Annotated in this window: 27 protein-coding genes; 8 read left to right on the top strand and 19 right to left on the bottom strand. The window is 61.7% G+C overall.

Annotated features, from left to right (window positions below; translation table 11 throughout):
- Nucleotides 1–12: 12 nt before the first annotated feature.
- From A9404_RS11210 to A9404_RS11190, 5 genes are all read left to right on the top strand, one after another.
- Nucleotides 13–1,023, top strand: a complete 1,011-nt coding sequence (locus A9404_RS11210; RefSeq protein WP_066101616.1) for a TIGR00341 family protein — start codon at nt 13–15, stop codon at nt 1,021–1,023.
- A 114-nt stretch (nt 1,024–1,137) separates the two neighbouring features.
- Nucleotides 1,138–1,992, top strand: coding sequence for a bifunctional methylenetetrahydrofolate dehydrogenase/methenyltetrahydrofolate cyclohydrolase FolD (folD, locus tag A9404_RS11205; RefSeq protein WP_066103275.1), 855 nt, complete (start codon nt 1,138–1,140; stop codon nt 1,990–1,992).
- A 34-nt stretch (nt 1,993–2,026) separates the two neighbouring features.
- The gene (gene rnt / locus A9404_RS11200; RefSeq protein ID WP_082923041.1) at nt 2,027–2,749 is read left to right on the top strand and encodes a ribonuclease T; all 723 of its coding nucleotides are present in this window, start codon (nt 2,027–2,029) and stop codon (nt 2,747–2,749) included.
- Between the two features lie 99 nt (nt 2,750–2,848).
- On the top strand, nt 2,849–3,520 hold the full coding sequence (locus tag A9404_RS11195; RefSeq protein ID WP_082922927.1) for a sigma-70 family RNA polymerase sigma factor: 672 nt from the start codon (nt 2,849–2,851) through the stop codon (nt 3,518–3,520).
- Nucleotides 3,514–3,750 carry an anti-sigma factor family protein gene (locus tag A9404_RS11190; protein ID WP_066101610.1) on the top strand — a complete coding sequence of 79 codons (237 nt, stop codon included), beginning with the start codon at nt 3,514–3,516 and terminating at the stop codon, nt 3,748–3,750. The genes A9404_RS11195 and A9404_RS11190 overlap by 7 nt, the downstream gene beginning before the upstream one ends.
- Nucleotides 3,751–3,824: 74 nt before the next feature.
- Here the strand turns inward: A9404_RS11190 and A9404_RS11185 are convergent, their stop codons facing one another.
- From A9404_RS11185 to A9404_RS11170, 4 genes are all read right to left on the bottom strand, one after another.
- Nucleotides 3,825–4,592: an HvfC/BufC N-terminal domain-containing protein gene (locus A9404_RS11185; RefSeq protein WP_066101607.1), complete on the bottom strand. Its 768-nt coding sequence runs from the start codon at nt 4,590–4,592 to the stop codon at nt 3,825–3,827.
- Entirely contained in the window at nt 4,589–5,578 is a 990-nt protein-coding gene (bufB, locus tag A9404_RS11180; protein WP_066101604.1) for an MNIO family bufferin maturase, read from the bottom strand. The genes A9404_RS11185 and bufB overlap by 4 nt, the downstream gene beginning before the upstream one ends.
- A 76-nt stretch (nt 5,579–5,654) precedes the next feature.
- Nucleotides 5,655–5,981, bottom strand: coding sequence for a BufA1 family periplasmic bufferin-type metallophore (locus tag A9404_RS11175; RefSeq protein ID WP_066101601.1), 327 nt, complete (start codon nt 5,979–5,981; stop codon nt 5,655–5,657).
- A 171-nt stretch (nt 5,982–6,152) separates the two neighbouring features.
- A complete protein-coding gene (locus tag A9404_RS11170; protein WP_066101597.1) occupies nt 6,153–6,503 on the bottom strand; it encodes a DUF3147 family protein in 351 nt (116 codons plus the stop codon).
- A gap of 213 nt (nt 6,504–6,716) precedes the next feature.
- Here A9404_RS11170 and metE point away from each other — a divergent pair, with 213 nt between their 5' ends.
- Nucleotides 6,717–9,002, top strand: coding sequence for a 5-methyltetrahydropteroyltriglutamate--homocysteine S-methyltransferase (metE, locus tag A9404_RS11165; RefSeq protein WP_066101591.1), 2,286 nt, complete (start codon nt 6,717–6,719; stop codon nt 9,000–9,002).
- A 123-nt stretch (nt 9,003–9,125) separates the two neighbouring features.
- Here metE and A9404_RS11160 read toward each other — a convergent pair whose 3' ends face one another.
- From A9404_RS11160 to A9404_RS11150, 3 genes are all read right to left on the bottom strand, one after another.
- Nucleotides 9,126–10,556 (bottom strand): PhoH family protein, encoded by a 1,431-nt coding sequence (locus A9404_RS11160; RefSeq protein ID WP_066101588.1) that lies wholly within the window; start codon nt 10,554–10,556, stop codon nt 9,126–9,128.
- A gap of 126 nt (nt 10,557–10,682) precedes the next feature.
- Entirely contained in the window at nt 10,683–11,153 is a 471-nt protein-coding gene (locus A9404_RS11155) for a peroxiredoxin (protein WP_066101585.1), read from the bottom strand.
- 227 nt (nt 11,154–11,380) lie between these two features.
- On the bottom strand, nt 11,381–11,917 hold the full coding sequence (locus tag A9404_RS11150; protein WP_066101582.1) for a glycine cleavage system protein R: 537 nt from the start codon (nt 11,915–11,917) through the stop codon (nt 11,381–11,383).
- 289 nt (nt 11,918–12,206) lie between these two features.
- On the opposite strand from A9404_RS11150, the gene A9404_RS11145 reads away from it, so the two are divergent.
- Complete coding sequence (locus tag A9404_RS11145) at nt 12,207–12,734, top strand: DUF302 domain-containing protein (protein WP_197490339.1); 528 nt, start codon at nt 12,207–12,209, stop codon at nt 12,732–12,734.
- Between the two features lie 400 nt (nt 12,735–13,134).
- Here A9404_RS11145 and A9404_RS11140 read toward each other — a convergent pair whose 3' ends face one another.
- The 8 genes from A9404_RS11140 to surE form a co-directional block, all read right to left on the bottom strand.
- Complete coding sequence (locus A9404_RS11140) at nt 13,135–13,347, bottom strand: phage holin family protein (RefSeq protein WP_407645338.1); 213 nt, start codon at nt 13,345–13,347, stop codon at nt 13,135–13,137.
- Nucleotides 13,348–13,406: 59 nt separating this feature from the next.
- Entirely contained in the window at nt 13,407–13,751 is a 345-nt protein-coding gene (locus A9404_RS11135) for a DUF883 family protein (RefSeq protein ID WP_066101570.1), read from the bottom strand.
- Between the two features lie 170 nt (nt 13,752–13,921).
- A complete protein-coding gene (locus A9404_RS11130) occupies nt 13,922–14,467 on the bottom strand; it encodes a MarR family winged helix-turn-helix transcriptional regulator (RefSeq protein ID WP_066101568.1) in 546 nt (181 codons plus the stop codon).
- Between the two features lie 145 nt (nt 14,468–14,612).
- Nucleotides 14,613–15,665, bottom strand: a complete 1,053-nt coding sequence (gene rpoS, locus A9404_RS11125) for an RNA polymerase sigma factor RpoS (RefSeq protein WP_082922925.1) — start codon at nt 15,663–15,665, stop codon at nt 14,613–14,615.
- A gap of 297 nt (nt 15,666–15,962) precedes the next feature.
- Nucleotides 15,963–16,697, bottom strand: a complete 735-nt coding sequence (locus A9404_RS11120; RefSeq protein ID WP_066101565.1) for a peptidoglycan DD-metalloendopeptidase family protein — start codon at nt 16,695–16,697, stop codon at nt 15,963–15,965.
- Nucleotides 16,698–16,737: 40 nt separating this feature from the next.
- Complete coding sequence (locus tag A9404_RS11115; RefSeq protein ID WP_066101562.1) at nt 16,738–17,334, bottom strand: YqaA family protein; 597 nt, start codon at nt 17,332–17,334, stop codon at nt 16,738–16,740.
- Entirely contained in the window at nt 17,331–17,981 is a 651-nt protein-coding gene (locus tag A9404_RS11110; protein WP_231880910.1) for a protein-L-isoaspartate(D-aspartate) O-methyltransferase, read from the bottom strand. Before A9404_RS11110 ends, A9404_RS11115 begins: the two co-directional genes overlap by 4 nt.
- Nucleotides 17,982–18,013: 32 nt before the next feature.
- The gene (gene surE / locus A9404_RS11105; RefSeq protein ID WP_066101557.1) at nt 18,014–18,754 is read right to left on the bottom strand and encodes a 5'/3'-nucleotidase SurE; all 741 of its coding nucleotides are present in this window, start codon (nt 18,752–18,754) and stop codon (nt 18,014–18,016) included.
- A 102-nt stretch (nt 18,755–18,856) separates the two neighbouring features.
- Here surE and A9404_RS11100 point away from each other — a divergent pair, with 102 nt between their 5' ends.
- Nucleotides 18,857–19,429, top strand: coding sequence for a Smr/MutS family protein (locus A9404_RS11100; protein WP_066101554.1), 573 nt, complete (start codon nt 18,857–18,859; stop codon nt 19,427–19,429).
- Nucleotides 19,430–19,452: 23 nt separating this feature from the next.
- On the opposite strand, the gene A9404_RS11095 is transcribed toward A9404_RS11100, so the two are convergent.
- The 4 genes from A9404_RS11095 to A9404_RS11080 form a co-directional block, all read right to left on the bottom strand.
- Nucleotides 19,453–19,944: a hypothetical protein gene (locus A9404_RS11095; RefSeq protein ID WP_066101551.1), complete on the bottom strand. Its 492-nt coding sequence runs from the start codon at nt 19,942–19,944 to the stop codon at nt 19,453–19,455.
- Between the two features lie 82 nt (nt 19,945–20,026).
- On the bottom strand, nt 20,027–21,094 hold the full coding sequence (locus A9404_RS11090; RefSeq protein WP_066101549.1) for a thiamine phosphate synthase: 1,068 nt from the start codon (nt 21,092–21,094) through the stop codon (nt 20,027–20,029).
- Nucleotides 21,075–22,304, bottom strand: a complete 1,230-nt coding sequence (gene argJ / locus A9404_RS11085) for a bifunctional glutamate N-acetyltransferase/amino-acid acetyltransferase ArgJ (protein WP_066101545.1) — start codon at nt 22,302–22,304, stop codon at nt 21,075–21,077. Before argJ ends, A9404_RS11090 begins: the two co-directional genes overlap by 20 nt.
- A 123-nt stretch (nt 22,305–22,427) precedes the next feature.
- Nucleotides 22,428–23,762, bottom strand: a complete 1,335-nt coding sequence (locus A9404_RS11080) for a YdgA family protein (protein WP_066101540.1) — start codon at nt 23,760–23,762, stop codon at nt 22,428–22,430.
- Between the last annotated feature and the right edge of the window lie 29 nt (nt 23,763–23,791).

Here is a 23,791-nt window from a genome sequence, read left to right as displayed (position 1 = left end):
GTAATCATCCCCATGGCACTCAAGGTCGTCGAGATCATCGCCCCACCCAAGGAGAAATCGGCCATCGCCCGCATCGCCGATGAACAGGGCGTCATCGACTGGTGGCGCTCCTCCCCGTTCGAGGATGAACGCTTCTCGACCCATCTCATGGTCGCGCCCGGCAACTTCCAGCCCCTGCTGGACGAACTGCAGAAAGTCCTCGACCGTTGCGATCAGGCGCGGATCATCATCCACGACATCGACGCCACCCTACCCAAGATCGAGAAGGAGGAGGAGCCCCAAAACGGCAAGGGTAAATCCGGCAAGGACCAGGGCGAGAAAGAGCCGAGCCTGACGCGCGAGGAACTGTACGAGCAGGTCGAGACCGGAGGACGTATTTCTCCCACCTATTTGCTGCTGACGGGCCTGTCGACGATCGTCGCGGCGCTCGGCATGATCGACAACAACGCCGCCGTCGTGATCGGGGCCATGGTGATCGCGCCCCTGCTCGGCCCCAACCTCGCCCTGGCACTGGGCACCACTCTTGGCGACCTCGTGCTGGCACGTCGCGCCGTATTCGCCGCCCTGGCCGGTCTGGGGCTGGCGATTTTCATTGCCTGGGGCATGACCTGGATTCTGCCGCCCAGTAGTAGCGGCGAACTGCTCAGCCGGACAGAAGTAAGCTATACCGCCCTGATCCTGGCGCTGGCTTCCGGGGCGGCCGCCGTACTCTCCCTGACGGCCGGCGCCGCCATCGGACTGGTCGGCGTGATGGTCGCGGTGGCCCTGATGCCGCCCGCCGCCGCGGTCGGGCTGTTTCTGGGTTGGGGCCAGATGACACATGCCTACGAGGCAGCCCTGCTCCTGCTGATCAACGTGACGGCGATCAACATCTCGGCCAAGCTCGTCTTCGTCCTGAAGGGCGTCTCGCCCCGACGCTGGCCCGAAAAGACCCGTGCCCGCCGCTCCAGTCTCTGGTCTTTTGCCCTGTGGAGCATCACTCTGGCCGCGCTCGTTATCCTGATCGCGCTGGCGCACCGCTAGGGTCCGAATGAGCATGAATGCGCCGCGGGCTCCGGTCGTCACGACTTGGCCGCGCATTGAGCCCCTACCCCCTTCATGCGACAATCGCCGCTCCCCCAAAACGGCGTTTCCCCTATGACTGCTCAACTGCTGGATGGCCGCACGGTATCGGCCGAGATTCGTGCGCAACTCGAACAGGAAATCGGCTCGGCGACCGCAGACGGCATTCGCCCGCCGGGGCTCGCCGTCGTGCAGGTCGGGGACGACCCGGCCTCGAAGGTGTATGTCGGCAGCAAGCGCAAGGCCTGTGCGGCCTTGGGCATCCATTCGGTCGCCCACGATCTGCCCGCAGAAACATCCCAGACGGCACTCGACGCCCTGATCGACCAGCTGAACGCCGATCCGCTGATCGACGGCATCCTGGTGCAACTGCCCCTGCCCGCCCATCTCAGTGCGCAGTCGATCATCGAGCGGATCAGTCCCAGCAAGGACGTGGACGGATTTCACCCCGAGAACATCGGCAAGCTGGCCATCCGTCAACCCGCCCTGCGGCCCTGCACGCCTTATGGCGTGATGAAATTGCTGGAAACGACCGGGGTGGATTTCTTCGGCCTGGAAGCCGTGGTCGTGGGCGCCTCGAACATCGTCGGCCGCCCCATGGCGCTGGAGCTGCTGCTGGCCGGCGCCACGGTGACCGTAACCCACCGCTTCACCCGCAATCTGGCCGAACACGTCCAGCGGGCCGATCTCGTCGTGGTCGCTGCGGGCAAGCCGGGGCTGGTGAAGGGCGAATGGATCAAGCCCGGTGCCATCGTCGTCGACGTGGGCATCAACCGCCAGGCGGACGGCAGTCTCTGCGGCGACGTGGATTTCGCCACGGCCGCCGAGCGAGCCAGCTGGATCACGCCCGTGCCGGGCGGCGTCGGTCCCATGACCATCGCCCTGCTGATGGATAACACCGTCCAAGCCTGGCGCAGCCATCTTGACTGAGTCCCAAACGCCCACGATGACAGCCGAATCGACCATGGACACGGTACCCCCGCCCGGTGAATTTCTGGCGGCCCTGGGCGGCGAGCGGCCGGACGACTGGTCCGTGGCCCGGCGTTTTCGCGGCTTCATGCCGGTGGTGGTCGATGTCGAGACGGGCGGCCTGAACCCCGAGACGGACGCGCTGCTGGAACTCGCTGCCGTCCTGCTCGACGTGAACGCCCAGGGCAAGATCGTGCCCGTCGACCGGATCCAGATCCACGTGGCACCGTTCGAAGGCGCGAATCTGGACCCGATTTCCATGAAAATCAACGGCATTGACGTGGATCACCCCTTCCGGAATGCCGTGCCCGAAGCCGAGGCGCTGCAACAGTTCTTCCAGCCCATCCGCCAGCGGGTGAAGCTGTATGGCGCGCGTCGGGCGATCCTGGTCGGCCACAACGCCGCCTTCGATCTGGCCGTCATCAATGCGGCCGTGGCCCGCACCGGCAACAAGCGCAATCCCTTCCATCCGTTTTCCACCTTCGACACGGTCACCCTCTCCGCGCTGGCCGTCGGCGAGACCGTGCTGGCCAAGGCCCTCGAAGCCATCGGGCTCGAATGGGACAGCGCCCAGGCGCACGGTGCGCTCTACGATGCCGAACAGACGGCCGAACTGTTCTGCCGCATCATGAATGCCTTCTCCAAACCCAATGGCCGTGCGCCCCTGCGCGTGCCGCCCACAAAGAAAAACGATGCGCCGGAAGACGAACCGGAATAATTTTTCGCGGTTCGTGTAAGAATTCCCCCTTCCGGAACGACCAAGCCCTCGATCACGATCCGCCGCGACTTGCGGCGCCTATACCGATGGGAGAGCCCCGTGACGCAAACCGAACCGATCCCGAACGGCGGGCCGCAAACCGGCCCAATTCCCGGCCCTGCTTCAGGCAAGACCACCCCCTTCACCGACCCGGTGTTCCTGGCCGACCTGCGTCGGCAGATGCTGAAATTCGCCACGCTGCAACTGGGTGACCCCAATCAGGCGGAGGACGCCGTCCAGGAAGCCCTGGTGGGCGCCCTGAAGAATACCGACCGGTTTGCCGGACGCTCGGCGCTCAAGACCTGGGTCTTCGCCATCCTCAAGCACAAGATCGTCGATCAGCTGCGTCAGCGCATTGCCGACAATCAGCGGCTCACCTATCCGGATTCCACGGAGCACGACGATCCCGATCCCTTCGACGATCGGGGCATCTGGCAGTCCGAGGAACGTCCGCATAGCTGGCACGATCCGGAGGATGCCATCGAGCAGCAGCAGTTCTGGCGGGTGTTCGAAGCCTGCCTCGAGCACCTGCCGACCGAACAGGGCCGGATCTTCATGATGCGCGAGTTCGTCGAGATGGAAAGCCAGGAGATCTGCGCCGCCGTCGGCATCACGACCAGCAACCTGCACGTGATTCTGTATCGGGCGCGGTTGCGCCTGCGGGCCTGCCTCGAGGAAACCTGGTTCGTACCCAGCCCGCGGGGCGCATCGCCGGAGGTGGCCTCATGCTGAAATGTCGCGCTGCCACCCGCCTGCTTTCCGAAGCCCTAGAACGCAAATTGACCCTGGGCGAACGCCTCAACCTCGGCATCCACACGATCGAATGTCAGAACTGCCGGAATTTCGGTCGCCAGATCAAGGCCATGCGCAGCCTGAGCCGGGCCTATGCCGAGGGCGCTTCCGTGGATTCCGCGGAACCCGATGAGACCGGGAAACATCCGGAGCAGGATCGCAGGGACTGACCCCGCGTGCGGGGCGGCCTCGGACCGGGCAAGTTCCCGATCCGAGGCCGTCATCGATGTTCTTCTGAAGTTGCTCAGCCCGGCGCCATGCCGACGACCAGCCCCTCGGCCAACCAAAGCCCCAGGCAGGCCGTCGGCGAAAACCCGGGAAATTCGGCTTCCGTGAGGGTCAGTGCACGACCGAGCGTCTGTCCCGCCATCATCGCCGCGAGAAAGGCCGTATCCGCCGCCGTCGCGGCCTGGATCCCGACCTGCCAGCCCGGCCGCATCACCCAGGCGATTTCCGAGGTGCCGGGGTTCACCTGCGCGGGCGTCCGCGACGCATCCGCCTGGTGCGCGGCCCAGAGGGAGACGATGGCATGGTCCGAACGAATCACCTGCAAGGCCGGCTGGAAGCGGAAACGACGGGCCGGCAAAGCATCGGGGTCGGCCAACAGGGCTTGCCAGACGGCCGGATCGAGGGGCTCGGCATCGGCCGCATGAAAGGCCGCGAGGTAAGCCAGCTCCAGCCGGGCCAGATCCGGCAGATAGGGCAAGGACGCCGCGGGTGAAAACTCGGCAACGAATGCGGGAAACGCATCGCCGTACCGGGCCAGAACCGGGCTCTGTGGCGGGTGCGCCTGGACGAACTGGCCGGCCATGACCCGAAAGAACGTCGGCCCGACCAGCTGCTCGACCACGGGGAAGGTATCGGCGAGCGCGGCAATCAGCGAAGCCATGACATTGTTGCGGTACACGCCGAAACGCTGCCCCGGATCGGAGCCGTTCCAGGTCACGAGCCCCGATGGCTCCGGGGACTGCGGGTCGTGCAGACTACGTGTCCAATCGTCCGTCCAGCTCATCCCGCGGCCCCGCCCCGCCCTCGTCCCGATCGTATCCAACCTGGATTGGCCAGTCCGGCAGCCATCGCGTCGAATTCCGAAAGCCATGATGGCATCGATGCGACATCCCCTGCTTGCGTCGAATCAAAAGGGCCGGGCCGAACCCGGTCCAGCACCGCCGCAGCCCGTCGCGCTTCGACCAATAACGTACCGAGCGGCGGCAGATCGCTGTCCCATTCGATGAGTACCGGCTTGGGCCCAAGCTGAGTCATGGCCTGGGCAAACAAGGCCCAGACCGCGTCATCCACGCGGCGGCCGTGACTGTCGATCAGCAGCGGCGCACCCAGCGAATCGGTATCCCGATGGAAGCCGGCGAGATGAATCTCGCCCACGGACGCGCCCGGCACCGCCGCCAGCACTTCGGCCAGATAAACCAACGGATCTCGGCCATGATTGCAGCAACTGACATAGACGTTGTTCACGTCCAGCAGCAGACCGCAGCCCGTACGCCGCACGATCTCGCCGAGGAACGCCGACTCGCTCATCGTGGATTGCGCAAACGCCACATAGGTCGCGGGGTTTTCCAACAGCATCTGCCGACCCAGCATGGTCTGCACTTCGTCGATGTGCGCGCAGACCCGATCGAGCGTGGCGCGATCGTAGGGCATCGGCAGCAGGTCATTGAGATACACGTCGTTGTGGCTCGACCAGGCCAGATGCTCGGAGAACTGCTCCGGTTCGTAGCGATCCAGCAGCCCGCGCAAGGCCGAGAGATGCCTGCGATCCAGGGGCCCCGCCCCGCCGATGGACAGGCCGACGCCATGGACCGACAACGGGTAATCCGCCCGGATGCGGGTCAGAAAATGATGAAACGCCCCGCCGGGCATCAGATAGTTCTCGGCGTGGATCTCGAAAAAGCCGACCGGCGGCGCCGTATCGACGATTTCCTGAAAATGTTCGGGCTTAAGCCCGATGCCGCTTTGCGGCGGGAGTCGAGGGACGGTCATGGTCGCCTCCGTTGGTGCCCGGTCGCCCCAGCCACAGCCACAGCCACAGGTTGAGACGACGTCGATAGGATTGGGCTCAATAAGGCTTGGTCATGCCATGACCGGTGGGCGAGGTCTTGGACATCATCTTCTCGCAGGTCCCGGCGGGCACCAGCTTGTAGGCATTGCCCTGGTAGTCCATGGTGGCGCTGCCGGCGCAGGAGGTGCCCGGACCGGACTTGCAGTCGTTCTTGCCCTTCATGGACACCCCGTAGCACTTTTCCTTGTCCATCATGCCGGAATGCATGTCGCCGGACATGCCGCCATTCATGCCGTCGGCCTGTGCCGCAGTCGCGCCGAGGGTCAGTGCGGTTCCGAGTGCCAGAGCCAGGGTGGCAGCCGTCGTTTTCTGAGCATTTTTCATGAGGAGACTCCATCAAAATCAGGAATTGAGAAACTGCCGGGCGACACCATGCCGCAGGCAGGCGAACGCGGAACAGGCTGCGGCGCAGCCGGATTCTGCATTCCTGTGATGAGTCGTTGGGAAGTGGGCTGTTCTTACAGCCCGGTGGAAAAATTCCTGCCGGAGCCTGAATCAGAGCAGTTCGATGCCGAACCGGCGTACCGCCAGCGCGAACAGGCCGAAACTGGCCATGGTGAGCACGACGCAGGCGGCCAGAGTCGGCCAGAACCCCAGGCGAGGCAACAGCAGCGGGAAGGCGAGGAACATCGGCAGGGTGGGAATCACGTACCAGAACGTATACCAGGCGTGATTGGCGATTTTTTCCTGGGACTGATTGTCGATGTAGAGCCAGATCAAGGCCAACACCGTGACCATCGGCAGGGCGGCCACGAGCCCGCCCAGCTTGTCGCTGCGCTTGGCGATCTCGGACACCAGCACGACGACGGCCGAGGTGATCAGATATTTGGTGATGAGCCAGGCCATGGGGCGGTTACTCCGAATGATTGGAAAAGATTGCCGGCACGCGTTAACGCTCGCTAGGAACACCAGCGCTTCCGTTAGTTCCCGAGATGATACGCCGAAGCGGAGTCTTCGAATCCATTCATACTATTCTTCCATTTTTATCAATTTCCATCATATTGAGTTCGGGTATCGTGAGCCGGGTTAATCATTCACCCGTAAACCGAGATACCGACCATGCCCCATTCGACCCCGCTCATCACCCACACACTGGGCTTTCCCCGCATCGGCGATCGACGCGCCCTCAAATGGGCCCTCGAAGCCTACTGGCGCGGTGACGACACCGCCGATCGCCTGCATGCAACAGGCCACGCCATCCGACAGCAGATCCTGGACGACCATGTTGCCGCAGGCATCACCCGCCCACCGGTGGGAGACTTCTCCTTCTACGATCACGTGGCCGACACGGCCCTGCTGTTCGGCCAGACGCCCCGGCGCTTCGGCCCGATGGCCAATACGCTCGACAATCTGTTCGCGCTGGGTCGTGGACGCACCGCAAAGGGCCGCAACACAGCCCCCCTGGCGATGAAGAAATGGCTGAACAGCAACTATCACTATCTGGTACCGGAACTGGAAACCGACCAACCGATCATGCTCGACGCAGCGCGCTATCTCGATCTCGTGCGCGAGGCGCGCGCCGCGTCGTCCAAGGCCAAACCGGTATTGCTCGGCCCCTTGAGCTTTCTCTGGTTCAGCCGAGGGCTCGACGAGTCGGCACGACTGGCCCGGGCCGAAGCCCTGGCGGACGCCTATCGGACCCTGCTCGCCAAACTGGCCGAGCTGGGCGTGACCTGGGTACAGATCGACGAGCCCATTCTCACCCTGGATCTGCCGCTGGCCTGGCTGCAGGCTTTCGAACCGACCTATCACCGGCTGCGCGTCCCCCGGATCAAGTTGCTCCTTACCACCTACTTCGGCGACCTGAACGGCAACGTCGCGCTGGCTGCCCAACTTCCCGTCGACGGGTTGCACATCGATGCCACGGCGACCGCCGACCTCATCGCCGTGGCGGATCGCCTGCCGGACTACAAGGTGCTATCCGTTGGCATTCTCGATGGCCGATCGATCTGGCGGGCTGACCTGGCCGCCCTGCTCGACCGGCTCCGTCCGCTGCATACGCGTCTGGGGGATCGGCTCTGGCTGGCGCCGAGTTGCTCGCTCCTGCATCTCCCCCTGGACGCGGAATCGGAATCCGAGTTGCCGGACTTTCTGCGCCGGAATCTGAGCTTTGCCCGGCAGAAATTGCAGGAACTTCGGCTGCTGGCGCGCGGCTTGACCGAAGGCTGGAATGCCATTGCCCTGGAACTGAACCAAACCGCCGCCGCCCGAGCGACCCTCGATGCCCAACCGGGGCGGATCGATCCGCAACTACGGGCCGAAACCGCCACCATCCCCCAGCACTCGCCGGCGCGACCTGCCCCGTTTTCCGCCCGCAGCGCCGCACAACAGGCACGCTTCCGACTTCCGCTGCTGCCGACCACGACCATCGGCTCATTTCCCCAGACACCGGAAATTCGCCAGGCGCGCAAGGCTTTCAAGAACCGGGAAATCAATGCAGCCGAGTATGAGGCGCAGATGAAGTCGGAGATCGCCGAGGTCATCCGGGCGCAGGAAGCTATCGGCCTCGATGTGCTGGTACACGGCGAGGCGGAGCGCAACGACATGGTGGAATACTTCGGCGAGCAGCTCGACGGATTTGCCTTCACCCGGGAAGGTTGGGTGCAGTCCTATGGCTCGCGTTGCGTCAAGCCGCCGATCATCTGGGGCGATGTCCGTCGCAGCCGGCCGATGACGGTCGACTGGGCCCGCTACGCCCAATCCCTGACCGACCGCCCCGTCAAGGGCATGCTGACCGGACCCGTCACGATCCTGTTCTGGTCGTTCGTACGTGACGATCTCTCCCGGGAAGCGGTCTGCAATCAGATCGCCGAGGCATTGCGCGGCGAAATCGCCGATCTGGCGGCGGCGGGCATCGGCATGATCCAGGTCGACGAACCGGCCTTCCGTGAGGGTCTTCCGCTACGGCGCAAGGACTGGCCGTCCTATCTCACCTGGGCCGTCCGCGCCTTCCGTCATGCGGTCTCGATCGCCCCCAGCGACGTGCAGATCCACACCCACATGTGCTACAGCGAGTTCAACGACATCATCGAATCCATTGCCGCCCTGGATGCCGACGTGATCACCATCGAGACGACCCGGTCCAACATGCAGCTGCTCGATGCCTTTGCCGACTTCGACTATCCCAATGCCATCGGCCCCGGCATCTACGACATCCATGCCCCGCAGATTCCCACCGAAGCGGAAATCGAGGCACGGGTCCGGCTGGCCTTGGCCCGCGTACCGGTCGAACGGCTCTGGATCAATCCCGACTGCGGCCTCAAGACCCGAAGCTGGGCAGAAGTGACGCCCGCTCTGGAAGCCATGGTCGCCGTGGCGCAACGACTGCGCGCCGATCTTGATTAGCGCAGCGGCTGATCGCGAGCACCGTTGATTCACTACCGTCCAAAAACAAGGGCAGTCCGTTCGGACTGCCCTTTCGTTCATCACGCCCCGCCGCGATCAGGGGCAACGCGACAAACCCAGGTGTTACAGCACTTCCGCCGCATGTTCGGCCAGACGGGAACGTTCGCCCCGAGCGAGGGTGATGTGCGCACCGTGCGGCCAGCCCTTGAAGCGATCCACCACGAAGGTGAGGCCGGAGGTGGTTTCCGTCAGGTAGGGCGTGTCGATCTGCGCCACGTTGCCCAGACAGACCATCTTGGTACCGGGTCCGGCCCGGGTGATCAGGGTGCGCATCTGCTTGGCGGTGAGGTTCTGCGCCTCGTCGATGATGACGAACTTGTTCTGGAAGGTCCGCCCGCGCATGAAGTTCAGCGAACGGATCTTGATCCGCGAACGCAACAGATCGTTGGTCGCTGCACGCTCCCAGCCCCCGTTGCCGCCCGCCCCCTCGGTCTTGGAGAGCACCTCGAGGTTGTCCATGAGCGCGCCCATCCACGGCGTCATCTTTTCCTCCTCCGTGCCCGGCAGGAAGCCGATATCCTCGCCGACCGGAATCGTGACGCGGGTCATGATGATCTCGCTGTAGCGGTTCTTGTCCAGGGTCTGCACCAGGGCGGCCGCCAGGGTGATCAGCGTCTTGCCCGTACCGGCCTGCCCCAGGAGCGTGACGAAATCGACATCGGGATCCATGAGATGGTTGAGAGCGAAGCTCTGCTCCCGGTTACGGGCCGTGATGCCCCAAACGGATTGGCGCTCGTGCTGGAAGTTGAGCGCACTTTCGACGATGGCCGAACCATCACCGTCGATCGCGCGGACGATACCGGAGAACGGCGACGGGCCATCCAGGTAAAGAGCCAGGTTCACGTACCAGTCGGCGGTCTGCGGGCCATTAATGCGGTAGAAGGCGCGCCCCTCCTCCTGCCACGATTCCAGCGCCTTGCCATGACTTTCCCAGAAATCATCCGGCAACTGCACGATCCCGCTGTGCAGCAGGGATACGTCGTCCAGCACCTGATCGTTATGGTAGTCCTCGGCCTTCAGCCCCATGGCCGTGGCCTTGATCCGGAGGTTGATATCCTTGGATACCAGAATTACGTCCCGATCCTTGATCCGCTGGCGCAAGGCCAGGGTGATGCCGAGGATCTGGTTGTCCGGTCGTCCGCCGGGCATGCCGGTCGGCAATTCATAGTTCTCGATCTCGGTCTGCAGGAACAGACGCCCCGGCTCAGTGGTCATCGTCCGGTTCTTGCTCATCAACGGGCTCTCGATCAACAAGCCCTGGTTGATGTTCTCCAGATCGGCATCCTGGAGCAGTTCATCGAGGAATCGGCTGGCCTGTCGCACATTGCGCGCCGTCTCGCTGGTCCCCTTCTTACCGTTGTCGAGCTCCTCGATGACCACCATGGGCAGGTAGATATCGTGCTCCATGAAGCGAAAAATCGACGTCGGATCATGCATGAGCACATTGGTATCCAGGACGAACAGGCACTTTCTCTGGCGCGTATTATTGATCATTAACTGCAGGGCCTCCGAGGCAGGGGATACACGAGATCGTTAAAGGACAGGATCGGAGCGGAATCGATGGGAAAGCGCGGGGGCCGGAGCGATCCGGGTTCATTTTCTGGCGGGTCCCCGGGGGCATCATGCGCGGATCGCCGCCAGGACAGCCTCGGCATGGCCGGGCACCTTCACCTTGCGCCATTCGGCATGCAACCGCCCCTCGGGATCGATCAGAAACGTACTGCGCTCGATACCCTCGAAGGTCTTGCCGTACATTTTCTTTACGCGGATCACGTCGAACAGCAGGGAAACGGTACGTTCGGTATCGGCGATCAACGGAAAGGTCAGCCCCTGTTTCGCGCAGAATTTCTCGTGGCTGGCGGGCGAATCGTTGGAAACACCAACCACAACGGCATTGGCCGCCGAAAATTCCGGAAGGAGTCGCTGAAAGTCCTGGGCTTCGGTCGTGCAGCCCGGCGTGCTGTCACGCGGGTAGAAATAGAGAACGAGCCATTGCCCGAGGTAGGTGGAGTGATCAATGGTCGAGCCGTCGGCGGTGCGGCCCGCGAAAGGAGGGATGGGGTGGCCAAGCGTCAGTTCGGTGTCGGGCATCCATTGCTCCTTGGGCAGCTGGTTTCGACTGAATCGACGGCGGGTCAATATCGCGGATTCCGAGGAGGCTCCGGTTTGGCCGACACGGTGCCTCCCGGCCGATCCGCTTCGCTCGACCCGCCGGGCGAAGAGATGGCACCCCCAGTTTTTCCAAAGTCGGGGCATCCGTCAACCCTTATGGATCACACGGGCGGATCAAGCAGGCAAATCACGAAGCGCGTGCGGCTTCAATACATGCGGCTCGGCTCAATGGCCGCATCCAGATTCAGCGCATCGCAGAGGTCGAAAAAATCGGTTTTGAACTGACCCAAATGGCAGGTGGTCGGGATATCGATCTCCGCCCGCAACTGGATCAGGCGCTCGACACTGCGCGCCGGCCGGTAGGCACGTGTGGACATCTCCCGAAGGCTCACGCCCTGCCGCACGCAGAACCGCAGCAACGCCGCGGCGATGTCTGCCGACTCCAGCCCGATCGCATCCAGTACATAGGGCAGCACCGCCTCACGGCCTTCCGGGGACTGCTCATGGTAAATGTTCATTTCAACCTGGTGCTTCTGCGCAAATTCGTGGAGGGCCGACTCGACCCGGGTCACTCGATCCCAATTGCCCGACAGCCGGAGTCCCATTTCCAGCCGGGATCCGAACGTCATGACATGGCTATCTAGGGCTCGACAGTTCTGTTGCTGGATGATCTCGAACAGGTCGGCCATCTGGACGACGTCGAGCTTGCCAAACAGACTGACCACCAATTGGGTTTGCATCATCGTTGCTACAGTTTTCGAGGACATAGGGCCGATTCTAGTGGATTTGAACAACCTTCGGGAAATGCCAAATCACTCGCCGCACGGTGGGAGAAGGTGATGAATAATTCAGGATAGCCGTTGGTTTATTAGCATATGGCTATATTAAATGGATTTATTCATAATGAACTAAATCAGTTTGTCATGGTTTACTAATGGAGCAACAATGCCTCCCGCTAGTAGATAAAATCAACAAAACGGGGTGAGTCGAATGCGCAATTTCGTCAAGGCATCTGTACTGGGTGTCGCTATCATGTCTCTTTCTGGTTGCGGTTTTCTGTCGATCAAAGACAAACTGGATCCGCAGGCAATGGATATTTACAGCGGTATGTATGATCGCTTCGTCAGCAGCGGTGGCGACCTGGGTGCCGCAACCGTATGGCGGATGGAAGTCGACAAGGGAATTACCCCGGACGACATCAAGACCAGTCTCGACTCTGCATCCGTCGGTACCGGCTTGAAGAACGTCGGCGAAATGCCACTGTCCAAGCAGCTGGAACTGGAAACCGGCAAGAAGCAGCGTTACCTGATGATTTATCAGTACTGCAGCCCGTCCATCGCCCGCGAAGCGGTCGACTTCAGCCCGTACTTTGCCGCCTATCTGCCCTGCCGGATTGCCGTGGTGGAAGACAAGGAAGGCCGTTACTGGCTGTATGGCCTGAACATGGACATGTTCGTCCACGGTGGCAAGAACATGCCTGAGCCCTTCAAGTCACATGCCCAGCATGTACGCGACAGCATCCACAAGATGATGGAAGCTGCTGCACACGGTGGTTTCTAATTCGTGAATGGATAATGGATTCGCTCGTTGAGCGAATCTGAACAAGGAAGTCCCAAAAATAAAACCCCCGATTAATTTCGGGGGTTTTTTGATTGAATAGTTCAATCATTAATTTGAATGTTTCGATCTTCGACGCGAGACACTATTACTCTGGAAAATAGTGCGGGCAACCCAAAATGCCAGGGGCAGGTTTGACCGCAACAGAACGCCGCCGAACGGCATTATCCGATACGCAACCAAACCGCTCAGCAGGGACACGCCGATTGCGCGCAACGGATGCCGCCGAACGACGCGTCGCAACAGGGGCACCATCGTCAGTCGGCTGGACTGCTGGCGTAACCGCGCTTTTGCAGCCGCCACCCTGTCCTGTGCACAAGATCGCTTAGCCATCGTCAGAGCCCTAACGATTCATCCGGTAGGCCAACCAGGCCAGGCAAATTGCCAGCAGGAAAGCCAGCCCACCAACGATCAATGCCGCCCAGGGTGCCGACATCATGCTCGCCAACGCCATATAAACGGAAGCCAGAACAAAACCGGAACCTGCCAGCACGAGTCCAACGGCCGCCATCAGCAGCCCGAGCCCCATGCCGGTTCGAAGTACGGCCTGCCGCAGCGCCCGCCCTTCAGCCTCGATCAGTTCGAGCAGACCGATGACATATTCGGTAAGCGCGTTCAGTGACGGCTCCCCGTATCGAACAGTTTGGCCAGCACGAAGCCGATGCCGAATGCGGCAACCACTGTGGCCAGGGGATGACGCGTCACCGTTTGCTCGGCCTCGTCCAACGCATCCTTCGCTTGCGCCCCTGCCTTGCTCTTGAGGGTTTCGAAACGACTGTTCAGCGAGGCGATCGCTTCGTGGACCGCCTCCAGCGTCGTTTCTTCCGCTGCGGATACCCGCTTGCTGCCGGAGTCCTTCAATGCAGCAACCAATGCCGCCATATCCGTTTTCAATTGATGAAGATCGGCCTTGACGGCGGCCAGTTCTGCAGAGGAATCATTTGATGTTGCTTGAGCCATAGTCACGTCTCCTTGATGGGAAATGCCCATTGAGCATAGCAAAAGCAGAAGACCTATGCCCGAGCCCCGTGATCCAAACTACGCTAAAAGCAAGACCCGCCGGAGCGGGTCTTTCTTCAAGGTTCATCGGGTTGGCACCGAGCGACCTGTCATCAGCCCGGATACCCCATTCATTTCGGATGGGCGGAAAGCGCCACGGCCGATGGCTCACCGGCGACATCGCCGAGGTCCGACCTGGTTTCCCGCGGATGGCGTTTTTTCTCCGGCAGGTTCTCGTATAGCCGGTCACGCAATTCGATAAAGAAGGCTTCCACCTGCTCGACCGGCACGCTGGTGACCTGGGCGATGGTACGGTCATAGATTTTTTCGGAGCTTTGACGAATCTCATCGATCAATGGCCAGGCGTGCTCGGTGAGATGGATGATCTTGCAACGCCGATCCGTTTCGCAATGCTTGCGCTCGACCCAATTGTCCTTGGATAGCCGGTCCAGCATGGCGACCAGCGATGGCCCCTCGATGCCCAGTTCGTCGGCCAATTCAGACTGGATCATGCCATCCGGATGCATCGCGAGAATGGCGAGCGTACGCCATTTTGCCTGACTCAGCCCGTGGTGGGCCAACTCATTATCCATGATCTGCCGCCACAGTTGCGTCACACGCAACATCAGGATCGGCATGCGATTTTCGGCACAGATATCGAAGTCAGGATTTGGCATGGTTTCAATACGTCATGATGCAAACTATTAATGATATTAACTTAATTGCGCCTGTTTTGCCGATTAGATGTACTTTCCCGCCCAAAAAAAAAGCCATTCACCGATTTTCACGGCGAATGGCCCTATTTGTGTGATCGCGCGTAGATCAGTCGGCGAAGATCACGTCGGCCGTAACCCCTGCCCCTTTGGCCAATTGCTTGAGATGGCGCACGGCCTCGAGTTGAATCTGACGCACGCGCTCACGGGTGACGCCAAGTACCTCGCCCACCTCTTCAAGCGTCTGGGCCTCATACCCCCGCAAACCGAAACGCCGCAGCACGACTTCTTTCTGCTTGCTGTCCAGTTGACCGATGAGCTTTTCAAGCAAGTGGTGTACGCCAGTATCCTGCAACAGTTCGTCCGGTCGGTTGCTGTCTTCATCCGGAACCAGATCCAACAAAGAGAACTCACTTTCTCCCTTCAGCGGCCGATCAAAGGACGACTGACGCTCGTTGTAGGCCATGACGCGCAGCACCTCGCCCACCGGCTTGTCGAAATGCTCGGCGATCTGCTCGGCCGTAACTTCGGCGTTTTGGTGCTGCGCCAGCTTGCGCGCGGCCCGATTGTAACTGTGCACTTCCTTGACGACGTGCACGGGCAGACGCACCGTACGCGACTGGTTCATGAGGCCCCGCTCGATGGTCTGGCGAATCCACCAGGTTGCATAGGTCGAAAAACGGAAGCCGCGTTCCGGATCGAACTTTTCGACGGCCCGCATCAGACCGAGGTTGCCCTCTTCGATCAGGTCCAGCAGATCCAGACCGCGATTGAGATAGCGGCGCGCAATCTTGATAACAAGACGCAGGTTGCAGACGATCATTTTTTGCCGGGCGGCCTCATCACCTGCCTGCGCCTTGCGGGCATAGTGCACTTCCTCATCGGCCGTCAGTAGCCGCTCGGTTTCCACGTCCCGCAGGTACAGGCGTACAGGATCGGGGGACTCGGAGTCATCCGCGCTGAAGGTCTGAGCAAAATCCGGGGCTTCCTCCGTTTCCAGAGAATCCTCGTCGTTTTCGGTCAGCGACAGGGACAGCGCATGGTCGGTATTAAGATCGTCGATCTCGTCGAGCGTCAACTGTTCGGGGGCCTTCTGCTTGGCCCGTGTCTTGAATTGAGTAGATGCTTCCTGTTTCATTTTCGGCGGTGTCATGCTTGCCATGGACAGATCCTCGCTTCAGGGGGGTGCTATACCCAAGTAAAACACTCGTACAAATCTTGCACAACAAAACGACGAATTCAAGTGCTTAATCGCGAACCTCGCCCGCCAATTTTGACCAAAACGAGGAAAAAACCATTAACCTACTATCTAACTGTACAAGTTATGTACATGAGATAGCTGGGTTTACTAAAAGTTCGCTAGTGCCGAAATTTTTTATTTCGGGTTGATTAAGAACGCCAAAAATGTTGCACAAACACAACGGGGCAAATAAGTGGTGGGAAGGAAAGTGCGCTGAAATCAGCGATTGGGCAAATGAAGCAAAGGATCGACCGGTTTGCCATCGCGGCGGATTTGAAACAGGAGACTGCCGGTCTTGTCGAGCGCACGTCCATCGCGGCGCCCCATCAGCGCGACCTGCTGTCCGGCTCTGACCCGGTCGCCCTCCTTGACCAAGAGTTTCTCATTGTAACCATATGCGGACAACCAGGTACTGTCATATTTGATGATGAGCAGATTCCCGTACCCAGGCAATCCATTACCGGCATAGACGACCTCGCCCGCCGTGCTGGCTCGGACCGGTTCGCCGAGGGCACCGGAAATGATCAGGCCTTTCTGCAGACTGGACCCATCGATGAACCGACTCACCACCCTGCCTTGGGCAGGCCATAACCAGTGCGGTGATGTGCTTTCCGAACGGGACGATGCATCGCGGGCATGTTGCGGCGTTCGGACTGGCGCAGATCGCTGCACCACAGATGCAGAACGATGCCCTGGCGCCGTCAGGCGAAGCGTTTGCCCCACACGCAGGCTTCTTGGATCTCGAATACCGTTCCAACGCGCGACATCCCGCCAATCCAGATCATGGGCGACCGCAATCGAATAGAGCGTATCCCCGGAGCGCACCACCGTCATGCCGGACCCCGGCGAGGTACGCGCGTCCCACCGATCGAAATGCGAACTGCGCGCACAGCCACCGAGCAACGCCAGGGCCAACGTCAATGCGATCAGACGCCGTATCGAAGTCCCGGTCATAGCGAATGGCAGTCGGTGCACGGCGCATTCGTCTCCGCAATCAGTGCCCGGTGGCCTTGAACATCTGCCAGACGACGATCGCACCGACCAGCAGGGCGACCGTGAGCCAGCCCAGCCACTCGATGTACTGGCGAATCCTGGGCGCAATCTTCGGCCCCGCCCAGGCGATCAATCCGGCCACCAGGAAGAAACGACCGCCCCGCCCCAGCAGCGAAGCCGCAAAGACCAGGGCGGGATTCATGGTGAGCGCACCGGCCGTAATCGTGAATACCTTGTAGGGAATAGGCGAAAACCCCGCAACCAGCACCGCCCAGAAACCCCATTGATCGAAGGCGTTGTGCGCCGCCTGCAGAGCAGGGCCGTAACCCCATTTCACGAGATACGGCGTCAAGGCATCGATCGCGAGCCAGCCGATGAGATAGCCGAACATCCCGCCGATCGCCGAGGCCAACGTCGTCAGCAGCGCCAGTTTCCACCAGGCGCGCGGTTGCGCGAGCGACATGGGAATCAGCATCACGTCCGGCGGAATCGGGAAAAATGAGGCCTCGGAGAAGCTGAGCCCGGCCAACGCCCACGGGGCACGGCGATGCGCCGACCAAGCCAGGACACGGTCGTACAAGGCACCGAACAGCTTCATGACATTTCTCCCGGCAGCATCGGCACGAAGCTCACCGCATCGAAATACTGGCTGCGGAATTCCTTCTCGGTTCGCGTGATCACCGTGAGACGCTGCGCTTCGCCCTGCTGCCCGACGGGCACGATCAGCCGGCCACCCACGGCCAGCTGGGCCTTGAGTTCGTCGGGCAGGGTCGGCGGCGCTGCCGTGACGAGAATCCCGTCGAACGGTGCCTGGGAGGGCCAGCCCTTGAAGCCGTCACGATGCATGTAACGGATATTTCCCAATCCCAAGGTTCGGTGACGCTGCTTCGCCGTATCCAGAAAGGCGCCGATCCGCTCGACGGTGAACACCGACGAAACACAGCGAGAAAGAATCGCGGCTTGATAGCCCGAGCCGGTACCGATCTCCAGCACCCGCTTCACCGGAATCGATGCAGCCAGCACCAGTTCGGTCATCCGCGCGACGATATAGGGCTGCGACAGCGTCTGACCATGGCCGATCGGCAGGGAGCAATCCTCGTAGACCCGCATGCGCAGGGCCTCATCCACAAATTCTTCCCGAGCGATCTCATTCATCGCGGCCAGTACGGTCGCGTTGGAAATCCCCTGCCCACGGAGCCGCTCGACCATGGCCGCCCGCGCCCAGGTATAGTCCCGCCGAAACATCCCGATCATCCTGTCGCCCGCTTCCCGCCCGATCACGCCAACCAATGGGATACCGCATCCATGACCCCATGACGGGTCATGTCGAACTGAATCGGCGTCACCGAGACATGACCGGCGGCCACGGCGGCAAAATCCGTCCCCTCGCCGGCATCGGCCCCTTCGCCAGCGGCACCGATCCAGAAGATTTCGCGCCCGCGCGGATCAGCGTCCCGCACGATACCGGAGGACGGATGGCGACGACCCAGACGGGTCGCGATCATCGATTTCAGCTGATCGGCGGGCAGATCCGGCACATTCACATTCAGCAGGGTCAATGCCGGCAGCGGATGATTCACCAGACGTCCCACGAGATCGGCCACCACATCGGCCGCCGCATCCAGATGCTGCGGCACATGGGCGGTGCTGGAAACCGCAATGGCAGGCAACCCCAGGGAGCGCCCTTCGGTCGCGGCGGCCACCGTACCTGAATACAGCACGTCATCGCCCAGGTTGGCCCCGTGATTGATTCCGGAGACCACGAGATCCGGCACCTCCGGAAGCAACCCCTGAATGGCGAGGTGCACGCAATCGGAGGGGGTCCCGTCGACCGCCCAGACGCCCGGCTCGATCAGTCGGGGACGCAGGGGGCGGCTCAGGGTCAGGCTGTTGGATGCGCCACTGCGGTCCCGGTCGGGGGCCACGATCGTCACCGAGCCCAGACGCTTCAATCGCGTCGCGAGCACCCGAACGCCGGGCGACAAATAACCGTCATCATTACTGACCAGAAAATTCATGCTTGACCACTTGATTGGATGAAGAGTCTAAGGATACCGATGACGTGCCCGTAATACATTAAAATCAGGCGAAGAGACCGAACGACACGCACAGGAACGACCATGGCCCAGACCGGCAAACGACCGCCGCCAAGCGACTTGAGCCCCGATGAGATCGCCCTGTTCCGCGAGGCCATCGGCGATGTGGATTCGGTGGGCGACCCGACAACCCTCCCGCCCGAGCCGACGCGCCCCAGCCCTCGTCAGGCGGCGCGAAGACAGGATCGCTTGCAGGACTTCCTCGAGGAACCCCGCCTGTCCGACGGCTTTGCTCTCGAGGAACCGATCGAGCATGGCGAAACCCTGAGCTACCTGCGACCGGACACCCAGCCCACGGTGCTACGCAAACTCCGACGGGGACAGTTCAGTTGCGCGGCCAGTCTCGACCTTCACGGCATGACCGTGGACGAGGCCCGCATCAGCATCGCGACGTTTTTCCAGGCGCAACGACGCGATGTGCGCTGCTGCGTGCGCATCGTGCATGGCAAGGGGAATCGCTCGCAGCGCCAGATCCCGGTACTCAAGCGCATGGTCAACCATTGGCTGCCGCAACGCGACGACGTCATCGCCTTCTGCTCCACGCCGCCGCACGACGGCGGCACCGGGGCGATCTACGTGCTGCTACGCAAGCTTTAGAAATCGCTCGCGTCGAAACTTGATCAGCGACGATCCACGACGAAGGGAATCTTTGCCACGAAATCGCCCCGGGTGCTGTTGAGGCTGAGGATCGCCACCCAGTCGGTCCGGGTCGAGGTGCATACGGGCAGAATGATCGCCTGGCGATATTGTCCGTCCGCCTGTCGTTCCAGCGGGTACTGATTGATCCCCATGTCCATGCCGACCATCTGGAAATCCACACTGACGGCACCGAGGGACTTGGCCGTCTCACCCAAAGGCGACACGGACAGTGTGAATTTCTGCAGCGGCTTGATGACGGCCGGTGCCTGCACCGTGATGCGTCCCACCTCCGGCAACGACAGCGTGCAGCCTTCGCCCTTGAGCGCGCAGTCCTTAGGCACCGGAATCGACTGAACCGCACCGCTCACGGCCTGTGGCTTGCCCAGGTGCGCGGGATTGTGCCCCCAGATAAAACTGAGCACCGCCAGAACCACGAAGGTCCCCACCAGCCAGCGCGCTTGATTCATCGACATGCGTATCTCCAGGTCTTCGATTGCAGAACGGCGCGGCCTGCGCCGAAAGACGTTCGACAACGTCAGCCAGAAAATATCCCGATCAGCACGAAAAAGAATCGGATTCTTCTCCTGCCTCGACCTCATCGGCGCCCCTGCACCAGAAGGCGCGAATCGCCGCGACACCCTGACCGCCCAGGGCACGAACCCGGGACAGCGCCCCCATCGACATACCACCCAGGGCATAGGTCGGCATGGTGGCGGCCCGGGTCAGCGCGGCGAAACCATCCCAACCCATCGCGGGCTCGCCCGGATGGCTTTCGGTCGGCAGAACCGGGGAAATGAACACGGCATCCGCACGCAGTTCGTTCGCCCGATGCAATTCCCTGTCGGCATGCACCGCCGCCGTCACCCAGCGACCCCGCGCCTGCCAGGCGGCCAAGGCTGCCACATCCGTGTCGAACAGGCGTTGACGATTCAAGTGAACCCCATCGGCATTCAGGGCATCGGCCAGATCCAACGCCCCATTGACGAACACGCACACACCCTGCGCGCGAACAGCCGCCGCGGCCCGCCGCCACTCCTCCAGGGAAAGTTCCATCCCGGGCCGCAGCTGCAAGATCGAACCGGCTGCGCCGAAGCGCCGCGCAAGCTCGGCCGCCGTGGCACACAAGTCCGCCAACCAGCGTTCGAAGCCCTGTGCGTCGGATCCGCAGGCGGCCGATATCGCCACGCGGGGCGGCAGACAGAGGGCGGCCACAATCCCCCGATTGGCTGGCGGCAAGGCATCGAGCCAGGTACACCGATCCCGGCAATCCAGCCGGACAGGTTCAACAGACTGCCCTTCACGGCCTCGGATCGGCCCACGCCAGGAGAACACCCGATAGACCAGAAGCCGGACATGCTTGGGCGGCCGTGACGCCGCATAGACCCAGGGGATTTCAATCAGCGGCTCGATCGTTTCCGCTTCGATCCCCAACTCTTCGATCAACTCGCGCCGCAACGCCGCCAGTGGGGACTCGTCGGCCCCGCACTTGCCCCCCGGGAAGGCCAGCAGGCCGGCAAGATGCTTGTCATCCGGCCGACGCTCCAGCCAGTAGGTATCCGGCGCGGATTCGAGCACGCCAAGAACGACGCGGGTCTCGGTCGACTCAGGACCGGTACTCGGCATTGATCTTGACGTAGTCGTAGGAGAAATCGCAGGTCCAGACCTGATCGTGCGCCGTGCCACGCCCCAGGGTGATCCGCATGGTGATATCGGCCTGCTTCATGACCTCTGCAGCACGGGCCTCGACATAGGCCGGATCCCGCCCGCCATTGCGGACCACTTCCACATCGCCGAGCCACAGGCCGATCTTGCTCACGTCGAGATCGTCGATACCGGCATAGCCGATGGCGCACAAAATCCGCCCCAGGTTCGGGTCGGAAGCGAACAGGGCCGTTTTCACGAGTGGGCTGTGCGCGATGGCCTTGGCAATCTTGACGCACTCGGCCCGATCCCGACCTTCCTCGACCTGAATGGTGACGAACTTGGTCGCCCCCTCGCCATCCCGGGCCAGCGCCTGCGCGAGGAACACCGACACCTCGGCAACGGCGGCGTACAGAGCCTCGTAGGCTGCCGTCCCCACGGCGTCGATCCGCGGTGCATCATGTCGACCGTTGGCGATCAGGATGAACGAATCGTTGGTCGAGGTATCGCCATCCACCGTCACCCGGTTGAAGCTCTCGTTCGTGACATGGTTCAGCAACGTCTGCAGCACTTCGGCCGGCACCTGGGCATCGATCGCCACATAACCGAGCATCGTGGCCATATTCGGATGAATCATGCCGGAACCCTTGGCGATGCCGGTCACGGTGACGACCTGTCCATCGATCGTACAGGTCGTCGAACGCCCCTTCGCCACGATGTCCGTGGTCATGATCGCGCCCGCTGCCCGCTGCCAATTGTCTTCCATCCGATTCGACAATGCCTCGGGCAAGCCGGCCACGATCCGGTCCGCCGGCAACGATTCCATGATCACCCCAGTGGAAAACGGCAGGATCGCCTGTTCGGTACAACCGAGGTGCGCTGCCAGCGCCTGGCACACCTGGCGTGCCCGCATCAGGCCATCCTCTCCCGTGCCCGCATTCGCATTCCCGGTATTGACGACCAACGCGCGGGGCGGCACCCCGGCCCCGAGATGTGCCCGACAGATCTGTACCGGCGCCGCGCAATAGCGGTTCTGTGTGAACACGCCAGCCGCCGTCGCCGTCTCCGGCAACGTGATCACCAGCAGGTCGTCACGATTCGCCTTGCGCACGCCGGCCTGGGCCACGCCAAGTGCAATTCCGGGGATGGGTTTCAGGGAACCCGCTGAGGGAGCAACCAGACCAACAGGCATAACTCGATTCCTTACACGCTATTCAATCAAAACGACCTCGCTCTGCGAGGTCGTCACCACCATCGTTTTCCAGTCATTTCCCGGTCGTTTCCCTGGCGCCGGGGCGGCCGGGATACCGCCAGTCTACATGCCGCCGGACAGGGCGCCCAGCATCCCAGCCATCTGATCCGCCGGTTGACCGTTGACGGTCAGTTTACCGTCCGTGAAGGCGAACTTGGTACTGAGCATACCATTCGCCTGGGTCACGTACCCCTGCTGAACCAATGCATCCAGATTCTTCCGGCCATTTTCGGCTTTGCCCTGCTCCGCCATCATGTCCATCATCAGCGACTCCGGCGCGCTGAAGTCGCCGTTCACCTTCAACAGGCTGATCAGCAACATGGGATTCTTGGCGCCATCCGCCCCGTGCCCCGGGGGCAATTCGACCGACAGATGGAAATCGACCGGACCGGAGGGTACCGTAAAGCGAATCGGATTCATGGTGAAGATCGGCCCCTTGTCGAGCAGAGCCGGCATCTCGCTCATCAGCGTTTCACGCACGTCGTCGCTGAGCTGTTTGGAATCCAGATCCCCGCGTGCCTTGGCCTTCTGAATCTGTGCGACGACCTTCTCGACCACGGGTGCACTGATGCGGGAAAGGCCGTAATTCACGCGCATGTCCGTGATCGGCTTTGCCCAGGCGGGCGCTTCGGGAAAATCGAACTTCTGCGCGCCGACCGTGACCTCGAAGCGCGCATCGTCGCCCGTCCGCGCGGATTGCCCCGTAACGCTCAGGCCCGAAACATTGCCCTGATCGCCGGCTTTCATCGAGGCGACATTCAGCGCGATGTTGCTGTCCCACACGATATGCTTTTCTGACATCCGCCCGTCCGCCTTCAGATCGATGCCCGATACGGTGACGGTCTCCGGCGGGGAATTTCCGGTTTTCGGTTGCGTGGCAGAAAACGAGTCGATGGTCAGACCCGACGTGAAGCGACCGTCCGCAGTCGTATCCTGCACGAACTTGCCGCCCGAAAAGGTCACCCCATCCTTGTTGACGGGCGTGAAGTCACCGTCGGTATGGGAGCTGCCATTCATGCGCAGGATCGTGGTGAATGAAACCGGATCCTTGTCGCCGTAAATTTCCTGAACGGCTGCCTTCTGATCCGCATCCGGCACCCAGACGGTACGCACGGTGGCGTAGCGGCCGTCCAGTCCGGGGATCTGATCGATATCCTGCCGGAAATGCAGGACGAGTGGCGCCCCCTTGCCGAAATCAAACCGGACGCTCGATTTCGCCGTCGAATGCAGATAGCCCCGCTCGTACGCGTCCAGCGACCAGACCGTGCCGCCGCCCATGCCCGGAACAACCTTCATGCCCTGCAGGCGTTGCTCGATCAGCATGCCCGAGACATAGGGCGCAGCGGCCAATCCGCCCAAAACAATCACGCCGACGCCCGCGATAATGATTTTTCTCATGGCTCATTTCCCTACGTTGTATGGACTCA

This window comes from Halothiobacillus diazotrophicus (genome assembly GCF_001663815.1).
GTDB classification, from domain to species: Bacteria; Pseudomonadota; Gammaproteobacteria; order Halothiobacillales; family Halothiobacillaceae; genus Halothiobacillus; species Halothiobacillus diazotrophicus.
This window is presented reverse-complemented; position numbering and strand designations above follow the sequence as displayed.